Raw genomic sequence first — 13063 nt, 5'->3', positions numbered from 1 at the left:
CGTTCCGAGACCAGGTCTGACCTGCTGCGAGAACGGGTCTGACCTGCTACGAGACCGGGTCTGACCACTGTTAGGCGTGCGTGGCGCGCCGACGCCGCAGCCGCCGCGCCAGGTCCCGCCGCCGCGAGTGGTACGCGAACATCAACGCCACCGCGGCCGCGACCAGGCCGCCGAAGGCGAACACCAGGTTCGAGTAGGACAGCGGCGCGGACGGCGGCGGGGGGACGATGGTGCCGGCCCCGCGGTGGATCGGCGCCTGCGCGCCGCCGGCCGCCTCCTGGTACTCCCAGGACAGCGACGAGTAGCCGAGCACGACCCGCTCGAACTTCGCCGTCGGGGCCGGAGGCGGAGCCGGCGAGGAGGCCGGCGCCTTGGTCTTCTTGTCCTTGCCGCTGGAGGCCGGGGCGGCCGGGGTCGTCGGCGGGGCGATCGTCGGTTCGGCCGTCTGGAACAGCGAGCCGTCGGCGTTCGCGTCCTGGACGCTGGTCACCGTCGCGTCCTTGAGCGCGTACGAGAGGTATCCGTATCCGCTGCCCGGACCGCCGAACGACTCCACGTGCAGGCAGCCGAACGGCTCCCCGGCCGCCGCGGCCAGCCGCAGCTTCGGCGACACGTTCGCGTCGATCGGCTCCAGCAGCTCGAGGTTCTGATACGGGTGCCGGCCGTCTCCGAGCTGCGGCGGGATCATGCCGCTCGGGCCGACGGACACGATCGGCAGCGAGCCGGCCGCCGGCTCGGTGATCACCGTGGAGCCGTTGTTCGGCGGATGCGCCCCGACCGAGTACGCGGGTATCTGCAGGAAGCCCTTGGCGGCCGACGTCGCGTGCTGGCTCTGGGTGTCGCAGTTCCCGATCGACGTCGGGACCACCTGGCCGGCGAACGGCGGCGCGGTCCAGCCCGGGTAGGGCGTCGTCGAGTTCGACCACGAGGGCGGCGCCGTCGACGTGGGGGCCGTGGGCGTGGTCGGGGTGGTCGGGGTGGTCGGCCCGCCGGTCGTGGACGGCGTGGTGGGCGGCCCGGCGGAGACCGTGAAGGTCGCGTTCGCCGACGCGCTCTGCGCCGCGCCGCTGGCGGCCGCGCTGACCGTGTGCGCACCGGGGTTGGCTGTCGGTGGCACGGTGATCACCGCGGTGGCGGTGCACGCCTGGTCCAGCGCGCCGGAGCCCGCGGGCACGGCGTCGAAGTTGAAGGTGACCTGGCCGCCGAGGCAGCCCGCCGGGCCGTTGCGCGAGTTCATGTGGAAGCTCGCCGTGAACTGCGAGTTCGGGGCGCCGCTGTTCGGGCCCAGCGTCAGGTTCGCCGACGTCCGGGCGGCCTGGGCCGGCGTCGCGGCGAGTACTCCTACCGCCGCCGTGACCAGGCAAGCCCCCGCCACACCCGTGACGACCGACCGTGCTCCGCGTTGTATCCGCACCCCACCCACGCCTCTCGGGAATCACAACCCGAGATCGTCGAGCTCCTTCATAAGGTCCGACCGCGGGCTGCCCGGGAGACTACCGCCCTTGGCCGATTTCCGGCCACCGCCCTTGGCAGGTTGGGACAGGATCTTGGTGTCGGACAGGCCGCCGTCGCCCAGCGGCTCGCGGCCCCCGCCGCCGGCCGCCAGCGCCGCCGCGCCGCGCTCGCGCAGCAGCCAGCCGGCCAGCACGCCGCCGATCGCCCCGCCGAGGTGGCCCAGCCACGACACGTGCGGCACGCCGGGCAGCGCGGCGGTGAGCAGGTAGGCGTAGGACAGCGCCATGACACAGCCGATCAGCACGTCCACCAGGTGCCGGTCGAACAGGCCCTTCACGATGACGTAGGAGAAGTAGCCGTAGACCAGGCCGGAGGCGCCGACTGTGTTCGAGTTGCCTTGCGCGAACCAGACCATCAGACCGCTGCTGAGGGTGATGATCAGCGTCACCATCAGGAACTTGCGGACGCCCCGGTAGGCCGCCAGGAACCCGAAGACGAACAGCGGACCGCTGTTGCTCTCGATGTGCTGCCAGCTGTAGTGCAGGAAGGGGGAGGAGACGATGTCGCCGAGGTGGCCGACGTTGCGCGGGACGATGCCGAAGTGGTTGGACAGCCGGTAGTCGGTCGCCCAGTTCACCACCTGCACCGCCCAGATGAGGGCGATGAAGCCAACCATGACGTACAGCGCTTTGCGCGCCTCGTACAGGACTTCCTCGGCGCTGCGGCCGTCTCCTGGCCCGTCCATCCGGTCCCCCAATTGTGTTCGCGTTGTATCGCGTTACTCCAGGAAAAGCGTAGCGGTCGCCGTCCGAGGACGCATCCACCTTGAGAGGGAGAAAAGAGACGTCGAAAGGCGCATACGGCCGTTACGGGTGGTCCCGGGGGCCCATCGAAGTGGCGCGAACCACGTCCTCATCGTGCGGCCGGTTCACGCCCACGGCTCTAAACTGCGAAACGACTACCCACTGGGAAGGATTGCCGCCGTGCGCAAGGTTCTGATCGCCAATCGTGGCGAGATCGCGGTCCGGGTCGCCCGGGCGTGCCGGGACGCCGGTATCGGCTCCGTCGCGGTCTACGCCGACCCCGACCGGGACGCGCTGCACGTCCGGGTCGCCGATGAGGCGTACGCCCTGGGCGGCTCCACCCCCGGCGACTCGTACCTGGTCATCCCCAAGCTGCTGAAGGCCGCCGCCGACTCCGGCGCGGACGCGGTGCACCCCGGCTACGGCTTCCTGTCCGAGAACGCCGAGTTCGCGCAGGCGGTCATGGACGCCGGCCTGACCTGGATCGGCCCGCCGCCGGCGGCGATCAGCTCGCTCGGCGACAAGGTCTCGGCCCGGCACATCGCGCAGCGCGCCGGCGCCCCGCTGGTGGCCGGCACCCCGGACCCGGTGACCGGCGCCGGCGAGGTGGTGGCCTTCGCCCGCGAGCACGGCCTGCCGGTGGCGATCAAGGCGGCGTTCGGCGGCGGCGGCCGCGGCCTGAAGGTCGCGCGGACGCTGGAGGAGATCCCCGAGCTGTACGAGTCGGCGGTGCGCGAGGCGGTCACCGCCTTCGGCCGCGGCGAGTGCTTCGTCGAGCGCTACCTGGACCGGCCGCGGCACGTGGAGACCCAGTGCCTGGCCGACCAGCACGGCAACGTCGTGGTGGTGTCCACCCGCGACTGCTCGCTGCAGCGCCGGCACCAGAAGCTGGTCGAGGAGGCCCCGGCGCCGTACCTGAGCCAGGAGCAGGTCGCGGAGCTGTACCGGGCCTCCAAGGCGATCCTGAAGGAGGCCGGCTACTACGGCGCGGGGACGTGCGAGTTCCTGGTCGGCCAGGACGGCACCATCTCCTTCCTGGAGGTGAACACCCGCCTGCAGGTCGAGCACCCGGTCAGCGAGGAGGTCACCGGCCTGGACCTGGTCCGCGAGATGTTCCGGATCGCCGACGGCGAGGAGCTGGGCTACGGCGACCCGGAGGTCCGCGGTCACTCGTTCGAGTTCCGGATCAACGGCGAGGACCCGGGCCGCAACTTCCTGCCGGCCCCCGGCGTGGTCACCACCTGGCGGCCGCCGTCGGGCCCGGGCGTGCGCCTGGACTCCGGCATCGAGCAGGGCGCGGAGATCGGCCAGAACTTCGACTCGCTGCTGGCCAAGCTGATCGTCTCGGGCCGGGACCGCAAGCAGGCCGTGGAACGCGCGCGCCGGGCGCTGGCCGAGTTCGAGATCGACGGGATGCCCACCGCGCTGCCGTTCCACGTCGCGGTGATGGACGACCCGGCCTTCACGCCGGAGGAGGGCCCGTTCCACGTCCACACGCGGTGGATCGAGACGGAGTTCGACAACACGATCCCGGCTTATGCGGGGACGCCCGGCGAGGCCGCCGAGGCCGGTGAGCGCACGACGGTGGTCGTCGAGGTCGGCGGCAAGCGCCTGGAGGTGACGCTGCCGGCCGAGCTCGGGGTGTCGGCCACCGGCGGCGGGGCTGGGGCTGGGGCCCGCGGCGGTCGCGCCGGCGGCAAGGCTGCGCCGAAGCGGTCCGGCAAGGCCTCCGGCGGGGCGGCGGTCTCCGGGGACTCGCTGACCGCGCCGATGCAGGGCACGATCGTCAAGGTCGCGGTCGGGGACGGCCAGGAGGTCGCGGCCGGGGACCTGATCGTGGTGCTGGAGGCGATGAAGATGGAGCAGCCGATCAACGCGCACAAGGCCGGGACGGTGACGTCGATCGCGGCCGAGGTCGGGGCGACGGTCACGGCGGGCACGGTGCTCTGCGAGATCAAGGACTGAATTTCAGCGTGGCCGGTCGGGCCCGTCGCACGCGATCGTGTGCGGCGGGCCTTCGCCATGGCGATCGGCTAGCCTCGGGGAATGGAACACCTTCTTGCCCGCCGGGGAAGGAGGGCGTCCGCCGTCCTCCTTGCGGGCTTCGCTCTTCTGCTCTCTGTCTTCTTCTGGAGCGGCGGCTCGGCTCGGGCCGCCGACTCGACGATCGACTCGGTCGCCTCCGCGCTCAAGGACAAGCCGGTCTATGTGGATCCGAGCGCGCCGGTCCAGCTGAGCTCGGCGCAGATCGACTCCGTGGTATCGCAGATCCACGGGATGCACTCCGGGACCGCGGTATTCATCGCGATCCTGCCGAACAATGCGACGTTCCATCAGAGCACGCTGCTTCAGCAGTTGCGGAACAAGGTCGGTTTGCCGGGCGTCTACGCCGCGAGCGTCGATCGCAGCTTCCACGCACTGGACTTCTCGGGATCGCTGCGCACGAATCAAGCCAACAATCTGGCCATCGCGGCGGCACAGGGCAGCGGCGGGAACCTTGACACGGTGCTGACGATGTTCGTGTCGTCGGTCGACTCCGCGGTGACCGCTGACGGTCGCGGGACCTCCGGTGGGAAGTCGTCTTCTTCTTCCAAATCCGGAGCGGGCGCACTCATCCTGATCGTGGTGCTGGTGGTCATCGCCGGCGGCACGTACTTTGCGGTGGCCAGCCGGAAGAAGCGGCGCGCGAAGCAGCGGCGGGCCATCGAGCTGGACGGGCTGAAGCGCGCGGTGGACGAGGACATCACCGCCTACGGCGAGGTGCTGGACCGGCTGGACTTCTCCCCCGGCGACCCGACCGCGACCGACGAGATGCGCGCCGACTACAGCAAGGCCCTGGACCAGTACGAGGCGGCGAAGAACGCGGCCGCGGCGGCGCAGCGTCCGGAGGACATGAAGAACGTCACCGAGGCACTGGATGAGGGCCGCTTCGCCCTGGCCACCCTGGACGCCCGACGCAAGGGAGCGCCGCTGCCGCAGCGGCGTCCGCCGTGCTTCTTCGACCCGCGCCACGGCCCGTCGGTGGGCGAGGTGACGTGGGCGCCCCCGGGCGGCGCGCCGCGTCCCGTGCCGGCGTGCGCCGCGGACATGACGCGCGTGGACACCGGGCAGCAGCCGCAGGTACGGCAGGTGGAGACGGCGTACGGCCCGCAGCCGTACTACAACGCAGGACCGGCCTACGCACCATGGGCCGGCGGCTACTTCGGCGGCGGGGTGCTCCCGGCGCTGATGATCGGCACGGTGATGGGCTCGATGTTCAGCGGCCCCGACGCCTACATCGAGAACAACTACTACGACAACGGCGGCGGAGGCTGGGGCGACGGCGGCTCAGGCGGCGGAGGCGGCGACAACGGCGGCAGCTGGGGCGACTCCGGCGGCTCCTCGGACTGGGGCGGCAGCGACTGGGGCGGCGGAGGCGACTCCGGCGGCGGCTCGGACTGGGGCGGAGGCGGGGACTGGTGACCGCGAACTGAGCTGACAGCGAGCGGCGGCTGGCTGAACATCGGCCGCCGCTTTCGCTTGCCCGGCAATAGTTTTCGCCAACGGCCGCCGACCAGCCAGCCAGCCCGCGCCGCCGCCGCACCAGCCGCCCGAGCGCCGCTTCGCCCGCTGCTTTCTGAAGCGCCGCTTCAGCCTGCGCAGCCGCACCAGCCCGCCGCCCGAGCACTGCTCTGCTTGCTGTTTCTGAGGCCCTGCCTCAGCTGGCCCGCCACTCCGGCAGCCCCGGCAGCACCTTCGCCGCCACCGCCCGCTCCAGCCGCCCGGCGTCGCTCTGCGCCATCGCCGAGCCGTCGGCCATCATCACGTCCACCGCGTAGATCCCCGCCCCGCCGCCGGCGGCGGTCCACGCCACCTCCAGCCGGTTCACTTGATGCCCGCCCGACGTTCCCGACAGCAGCGCTGCGGGGTGCGCGGCGAGTTGCTCGGTCGGCTTCACTGTCACGCTCTTGCTCGTCGAGAGGAGCACCGCGTACTGGCCCACGATCCACTCGACGTGGACCTCCTGGTAGTCCGTCGGGGTGCTGCTCGGGACCGCCATCTGGCCGCCGTACGCGGTCTGCGCCTTCGGCACGCCCAGCAGCGCCGGCAGGCCCGCCTTCTCCAGCGCCGTGCACAGCTTCGCGCCGTCCTGGGCCGCAGAGCTCTGTGACGCCGCCTGGCACGGGTCCGGTTTGGGGTCCTTCCAGGTTGTGGTCAGCACCACCGCCCCGGCCACCACGACGCCGCCGAGCGCCAGTGCGGCCGTGATCTGGAAGCGGGTGCTGCGATGCGAGTCCTTCACGAATGTCGCCCCCTGTCGCCCCTGTCGCTACCGGCCGGTAACCTTCCCGGGGGCGACCATCCTGGCAGCGGTGTCGGAGCTCAGACAACCCCCGCGGCGCGACCGGGCCGAAAGCGACCGGGACGCCAGACGGAGCCTCAGTCCTCGTCCTTCACGTCCGCGTGCAGCCGGCGCGCGGCCTCGGCGATCGAGCCGGACAGCGACGGGTACACCGTGAACACCGACGCGACCTGGTCCACCGTCAGGTGCAGGTCCACCGCCATGGTGATCGGGTGGATCAGCTCGCTGGCGCGCGGGGCGACGACCACGCCGCCGACGATCGTGTCCGAGCCCTTGCGGGAGAACAGCTTCACGAAGCCGTCCTTGAACCCCAGCATCTTCGCGCGCGGGTTGGAGTCCAGCGCCAGCTTGTACTCGTTGAAGCCGGGCGAGTCGTGGTGCGCGTTGACGTTCGTCTGCCCGACCGTGGCGACCTCGGGGCTGGTGAAGATGTTGGACGACACCCGCTTGAGGTTGATCGGCCACACCGCCTCGCCGAGCGCGTGGTACATCGCGATCCGGCCCTGCATCGCGGCCACCGAGGCCAGCAGCAGCACGCCGGTCACGTCGCCGGCCGCGTAGACGCCGGACACCGAGGTGCGCGAGACGCGGTCCACCTCGATGTGGCCGCTCTTCGTCAGCTCGACGCCCGCCTCCTCCAGGCCCATGCCCCCGGTGTTCGGCAGCGAGCCGACGGCCACCAGCACGTGCGAGCCCTCGACCGTGCGGCCGTCCTCCAAGGTCACGATCACGCGGTCCCCGTCGCGCACCGCCGAAGCCATGCGCGAGCGCGAGAGCACCCGCATGCCGCGGCGGCGGAAGACGCTCTCCAGCACCTCGGCGGCGTCGGCGTCCTCGCCGGGCAGGACCCGGTCGCGGGAGGAGACCAAAGTCACAGCCGAACCCAGCGCCTGATAGGCGCCGGCGAACTCGGCCCCGGTGACGCCTGAGCCGACCACGATCAGCTCCGGTGGGAGCTCCTTGAGGTTGTAGACCTGCTTCCAGTTCAGGATGCGCTCGCCGTCCGGCATCGCCTCGGGCACCTCGCGCGGACGCACGCCGGTCGCCAGCAGCACCACGTCGGCGTGGTAGACCGCCACCGTGCCGTCCGCGAGGTCCACCTCGACCTGCCGGTCCGAGGTCAGCCGGCCGCGGCCCTTGACGATCTGCACCCCGGCCTTGCTCAACGACTCGGCGATGTCCACCGACTGCGCCGAGGCCAGGTCCTTCACCCGGCGGTTGACCTTCTCCAGGTTCACGCCGGTCACGCAGCTGCCGTGCACAGAGACCCCACCGATACGGATCCCCAGCTCCTCGGCCGACTCGAAGGAGGACATCACGTCCGCCGTCGCGATCAGCGTCTTGGACGGCACGCAGTCGGTGAGCACCGAAGCCCCGCCGACGCCTTCGCGCTCGACGAGCACGACCTCCGCGCCGAGTCGGGAGGCCACCAGCGCCGCCTCGTAGCCGCCAGGTCCGCCGCCGATGATCACGATCCGAGTCACGTGGACCATTGTCTCGCATGAAAACCGGTTGGCGTCACCGGATAGCCTGGACCGGCTAGCAACTAGTCGGAAACCAGGTAGATAACCGTGAGCAACCCCGCCCAGGACTTCGCGGCGGACGCGCCCATCAGCCAGGAAGCGGAATCGCCGTCTCTGAAGGAGACCGTCCGCGAATCCCTCACCGTTCTGCGGATCAGCCAGTTCCGGCTGGTCCTGCTGGAGCGCCTGCTGTCCACGTCAGCGACCGGCATCTCGTCCGTGGCGCTGTCCTTCGCCGTGCTCGCCGTCACCAAGTCCGCCGCACACCCGGACGGGAACGCCGCCGCGGTCTCCTTCGTGCTGGCCGCGCAGCTGGCCCCGATGCTGGTCTTCACCCTGGTCGGCGGGGTGCTCGCGGACCGGTTCCGGCCGCAGCGGGTGATGATGGCCGCCAACCTCTCGGCCGCCGCCGGCGAGGGCCTGGCCGCGGTGCTCATGCTCAGCCATGCCGCGAACACCTGGAACCTGCTCGTCGCCGCCCTGCTCATGGGTACCGGCGGCGCGCTGTTCTACCCCTCGTCGCAGTCGCTGATCCCGCGGCTGGTGCCAGAAGACCGGATGCAGGGCGCCTCGTCGTTATCCCGGCTCGCCCAGTCCTCGATGCTGATGCTCGGCGCGGCCGTCGGCGGCGTCCTGGTCACGGCCTTCGGGCCGGGCGAGGCGATGGGCCTGGACGCGGTCCTGCTGCTGCTCGGCACGTTCCCGCTGTTCCGGATCACGGTCGCGGCGCTGGAGCGGACCGCCGAGAAGGCGCCGGGCATGCTGCACGAGCTGCGCGAGGGCTGGATCGAGGTCCGCTCGCGCACCTGGCTGTGGGCGGTCATCGCCTGCTACGCGGCGGTGCTGGCCGGCTGGTTCGGCGGCTTCTCGGTGCTGGGCCCGGAGGTGGCCAAGGCCCGGCTCGGCGGCGCCGGGGCCTGGGCGCTGATCATCAGCTGCGACGGCCTGGGCATCCTGCTCGGCGGCGTCGCCGGGCTGGTGTACCAGGTGAAGCGGCCGATGTTCGTCGGCACGATCCTCACCTTCGCCTTCGCGCTGCCGCCGATCGTCATGGGCCTGGGCGGGCCGCTCTGGGCGATCTCCGCGGTCTCGGTGCTGGCCGGGTTCTCCGGCGAGTACTTCATGATCCTGTGGACCGTGGCGCTGACCCGGCACATCCCGCAGGACAAACTCGCACGGGTTTACTCCTACGACGCGCTGGGCTCGCTGAGCGCGTCCCCGCTGGGGTCGCTGGTCGCCGGGCCCGCCGCGAACGCGTTCGGGACCAGGGCGGTCCAGCTCGGCGCCGGGGCGGTGATCGTCGGCGCGACCGGGCTGACGTTCATGTCCTCGCAAGTCCGGCACCTGCGCGCGGACGCGCCGGTGATGTCGAACCTGACCGCGCCGCTCGGCGAGGAGCCGGCTCCGGGGTTCGTGGCGGTCTGAAGCACCACCTGAGCCCCGTCTGAGCCCGACTGAGCCCGACTGAGCCCGGCTGCGCCCCGCCCGAGCCCACCTGAGCCGCGCCGGCGCCGCCGGGCTCCGGGCCGCCGCCCGCGAACCCCGCGCTGTACGCTCACCAGGTGACGAACAGCGCTGACCCGACCCAGGACCCCTACCAGCTCGCCGAGACCGCCGCCGCCAGCCTCACCGAGCTCGCCGGGCGGCACGACGTCGCCGTGGTCATGGGCTCCGGCTGGGCCGAGGCCGCCGACGCGCTCGGCACCCCGGACTGGGAGTCCCCGGTCGACGCCCTGCCCGGCTTCGCCGCGTCCACCGTCATCGGGCACGCCGGCAAGGTGCGCTCGGTGTCCGTCGGCGGCAACAAGGTCCTGGTCTTCCTGGGCCGCACGCACCTGTACGAGGGCCGCGGCGTCGCCTCGGTCGCGCACGGCGTGCGCACCGCGGTGGCCAACGGCGTGAAGACCGTCGTGCTCACCAACGGCTGCGGCGGCCTGCGCTCGGACATGCACGCCGGCCAGCCGGTCCTGATCAGCGACCACCTGAACCTGCAGAACGAGTCGCCGATCGTCGGCGCCCGCTTCGTGGACCTCACCGACCTGTACTCCGCACGGCTGCGCGAGCTCGCGCGCACCGTCGACCCGAGCCTGGCCGAGGGCGTCTACCTGGCGCTGCGCGGCCCGCACTTCGAGACCCCGGCCGAGATCCGCATGTTCCGCGGCTGGGGCGCCGACCTGGTCGGCATGTCCACCGCGCTGGAGGCGATCGCGGCGCGTGAGGCGGGGGCCGAAGTCATGGGTATCTCCCTGGTGACGAACCTCGCCGCCGGCATGACCGGCGAGCCGCTGTCGCACACCGAGGTCATGGAGACCGGTGCGGCGTCGGCTGCGTCCCTGGGCACGCTGCTCCAGGGCATCGTCGAGAAGATCTGACCGGCCCGGAAGGGGACGCGATGACGCAGAGGACTGAGCTCGGCACCGGCACCGCGATCAGCGAGGCGCTGTTCGCCGCCGCCCGCGCCTGGCTGGCCGAGGATCCCGATCCGACGACCCGCACGGAGCTCGCCGACCTGCTGGAGGGCGCCGAGTCCGGCGACGCGGTGGCGTACGGCTACCTGGAGGACCGCTTCGACGGCCGCCTGCAGTTCGGCACCGCCGGCCTGCGCGGCGAGCTCGGCGCGGGCCCGAACCGGATGAACCGCGTGACGGTGCTCCGCGCCGCCGCCGGGCTGGCCGCGTTCGTCACCGGGCAGCACGGCATCGGGCAGGTCGTGGCGATCGGCTACGACGCCCGGCACAACTCGCGCCGCTTCGCCGAGGACACCGCCGAGGTGATGCTCGGCGCCGGACACCGGCCGTACCTGATGCCGCGCGAGCTGCCCACGCCGATGCTGGCGTACAGCGTGCTGGCGCTCGGGGCGCAGGCCGGCGTGATGGTCACCGCGAGCCACAACCCCGCGCGGGACAACGGCTACAAGGTCTACCTCGGCGACGGCTCGCAGATCACGGAGCCGAACGACGCGCTGATCGCCGCGAAGATCGACGCGGTCGGCGCCCTGGCGGACGTGCCGCTGGGCCGGGTCGAGAACGCGGAGGCCGTGCCGGAGAGCGTGATCGAGTCCTATGTGGCGCGCTCTGCCGAGCTGATGCCGGACTCCCCCGAGCTGGACCTCACGTACGTCTACACGGCCATGCACGGAGTCGGCTACGAACTCGCTCGCAGGGTCCTGACGAACGCCGGATTCCCCGAGCCGATCAGCGTTCCGGAGCAGCAGAAGCCCGACCCGGACTTCCCGACGGTCTCGTTCCCGAACCCGGAGGAGCCCGGCACGCTGGACCTGGCATTCGCCCTCGCCGCCGAGCACAACGCCGACCTCATCATCGCCAACGACCCCGACGCCGACCGCATGGCGCTGGCCGTGCCGGACAAGGCCGCGCCGGGCGGCTGGCGCCGGCTCTCGGGCGACGACGTCGGCCTGATGCTCGGCCACTACCTGGCGACCGCGGGCCGCCGGGGAACCTTCGCGACCTCGATCGTGTCCTCCGAGGGCCTGGCCGCGATCGCCGCCGACGCGAAGGTCGACTACGCGCGCACGCTGACCGGCTTCAAGTGGCTGTCCAAGGTCCCGAACCTGGCCTTCGGCTACGAGGAAGCGATCGGCTACTGCGTCGACCCCGCGCATGTGAAGGACAAGGACGGCGTCACCGCCGCGCTGACCGCCGCCGTGCTGGTCGCCGCACTCAAGGCGAACGGCCGGACGCTGCTGGACTATCTGGCCGAAGTCGACAAGATCACCGGCAACCTGGTCACCACGCAGCTGTCGATCCGCAGCAACGACCCCGAGCAGATCCAGACGATGATGCGCACCCTGCGCAGGAACCCGCCGGCCGCGCTCGGCGGGGTCGCGGTCGCCGAGGTCGGCGACCTGTCCGCCAACGGCATCGCGCTCCCGCCGGAGCAGGGGCTGCGGCTGGCCCTGGACGGCGGCTGGATCGCGGTGCGTCCGAGCGGGACCGAGCCGAAGCTGAAGTGCTACATCGAGCTCGGCGACCACGCGGCCGCCGACCGGTCGCCGGTCGTGGCGCGGATCGCCGCGGTACGCGCCGAGCTTGAGGAGTGGTTCGCGCAGTTCGCCTAGTAGGCAATTCGCGGAGCAAGCAAGGAGCAAGCAAAAGGGCGGCCGATCACTCGATCGGCCGCCCTTCTTGCATCTTCGTCCGCTTAGAACGCCCCGGCGATCGCCGCCACCAGCAGCGCCACACTCACCACGAACGGCGCCAGCGTGTACCACGTCCAGGTCACGGTCGTCGGCGCCGCGTTCTCCGCCGACATCGTGCACACGCGCTGCCGGTCCCGCATCTCCGAGACGGCCTGGTCGGCCAGCGCCATGTGCTCCAGCGGGTCCTCGCGCAGCGACCTGGGGCGGCCGTACCCGGCGGCGCCCATCGCGCTTCCGGCGATGTCGCCGGCGCCGGCGGCCTGCCGGGCGGACTCGGCGCGGGCCGCACGGGCCTGCTTCGCCACCGTGCGGTCGGACTTGCGGCGCTCGTGCATCGAGACCGGGACGGACCAGATCGTGTACTTGTGCGCCTTGCCCTCCTCCGCGACCGTCTCGACCACCAGGGACAGCTTGGCCGAGACGGACTCGACGCGCGGCCAACTGATGTCGATACGGCGGAAGGGGTTGCGGATGCTGAGGTGGTCCGCATGGCTGAAGGCGGCCGGGTAGATGCCGCCGACCACGCCGCTGACCAGCATCACCAGACCGACCATGGAGCCGACCGGGTGCTTCTCGGAACTCAGGCCGAACGCGAACAGGAACAGCGCGCCGAAGACCACCAGCACGGCGCCGGTCCCGAGGGATCCGACCGTGCGGTAGGAGGTGGGCTTCTCCGCCGGCGACACGGTGGTGTCGTCCGTCGAGGCCGGGGATTTGAGTCGCATACTCCCGATTCTGCCATCAGCCGTCCCACGCTCCGAGACCGAGAACCGATTGTGAC

10 protein-coding genes are annotated in these 13063 nt (G+C 71.6%); 5 read left to right on the top strand and 5 right to left on the bottom strand.

All coding sequences use genetic code 11. From position 1 onward, the window contains the following. Positions 1–70: 70 nt before the first annotated feature. Both GWK61_RS10355 and GWK61_RS10350 read right to left on the bottom strand, forming a co-directional pair. Positions 71–1375 carry a hypothetical protein gene (locus GWK61_RS10355; RefSeq protein WP_194907715.1) on the bottom strand — a complete coding sequence of 435 codons (1305 nt, stop codon included), beginning with the start codon at positions 1373–1375 and terminating at the stop codon, positions 71–73. 60 nt (positions 1376–1435) lie between these two features. Further along, positions 1436–2200 (bottom strand): rhomboid family intramembrane serine protease, encoded by a 765-nt coding sequence (locus GWK61_RS10350; RefSeq protein ID WP_194907713.1) that lies wholly within the window; start codon positions 2198–2200, stop codon positions 1436–1438. A gap of 238 nt (positions 2201–2438) precedes the next feature. Between GWK61_RS10350 and GWK61_RS58440 the strand changes: the two genes are divergently transcribed. Continuing rightward, a complete protein-coding gene (locus tag GWK61_RS58440) occupies positions 2439–4223 on the top strand; it encodes an acetyl/propionyl/methylcrotonyl-CoA carboxylase subunit alpha (RefSeq protein WP_194907711.1) in 1785 nt (594 codons plus the stop codon). Between the two features lie 81 nt (positions 4224–4304). Next, complete coding sequence (locus tag GWK61_RS10340; RefSeq protein ID WP_194907709.1) at positions 4305–5720, top strand: hypothetical protein; 1416 nt, start codon at positions 4305–4307, stop codon at positions 5718–5720. A gap of 235 nt (positions 5721–5955) precedes the next feature. Here GWK61_RS10340 and GWK61_RS10335 read toward each other — a convergent pair whose 3' ends face one another. Together GWK61_RS10335 and GWK61_RS10330 are read right to left on the bottom strand one after the other, a co-directional pair. Further along, positions 5956–6540, bottom strand: a complete 585-nt coding sequence (locus GWK61_RS10335; protein WP_194907707.1) for a DUF6215 domain-containing protein — start codon at positions 6538–6540, stop codon at positions 5956–5958. Positions 6541–6677: 137 nt separating this feature from the next. Beyond that, positions 6678–8093: an NAD(P)H-quinone dehydrogenase gene (locus GWK61_RS10330; RefSeq protein ID WP_194907705.1), complete on the bottom strand. Its 1416-nt coding sequence runs from the start codon at positions 8091–8093 to the stop codon at positions 6678–6680. Between the two features lie 78 nt (positions 8094–8171). Between GWK61_RS10330 and GWK61_RS10325 the strand changes: the two genes are divergently transcribed. From GWK61_RS10325 to GWK61_RS10315, 3 genes are all read left to right on the top strand, one after another. Further along, on the top strand, positions 8172–9548 hold the full coding sequence (locus GWK61_RS10325; RefSeq protein ID WP_194907703.1) for an MFS transporter: 1377 nt from the start codon (positions 8172–8174) through the stop codon (positions 9546–9548). A gap of 137 nt (positions 9549–9685) precedes the next feature. After that, positions 9686–10495, top strand: a complete 810-nt coding sequence (locus tag GWK61_RS10320; protein ID WP_194907700.1) for a purine-nucleoside phosphorylase — start codon at positions 9686–9688, stop codon at positions 10493–10495. Positions 10496–10515: 20 nt separating this feature from the next. After that, positions 10516–12201 carry a phospho-sugar mutase gene (locus GWK61_RS10315; RefSeq protein WP_194907698.1) on the top strand — a complete coding sequence of 562 codons (1686 nt, stop codon included), beginning with the start codon at positions 10516–10518 and terminating at the stop codon, positions 12199–12201. Between the two features lie 83 nt (positions 12202–12284). On the opposite strand, the gene GWK61_RS10310 is transcribed toward GWK61_RS10315, so the two are convergent. Next, the gene (locus tag GWK61_RS10310; RefSeq protein ID WP_194907696.1) at positions 12285–13007 is read right to left on the bottom strand and encodes a hypothetical protein; all 723 of its coding nucleotides are present in this window, start codon (positions 13005–13007) and stop codon (positions 12285–12287) included. Between the last annotated feature and the right edge of the window lie 56 nt (positions 13008–13063).

Origin of the sequence: Catenulispora rubra, from assembly GCF_015356825.1 — a bacterium.
Classification (GTDB): domain Bacteria; phylum Actinomycetota; class Actinomycetes; order Streptomycetales; family Catenulisporaceae; genus Catenulispora; species Catenulispora rubra.
The sequence above is the reverse complement of the archived record's forward strand: the minus strand, read 5'-3'. Positions and strand labels throughout refer to the sequence as shown.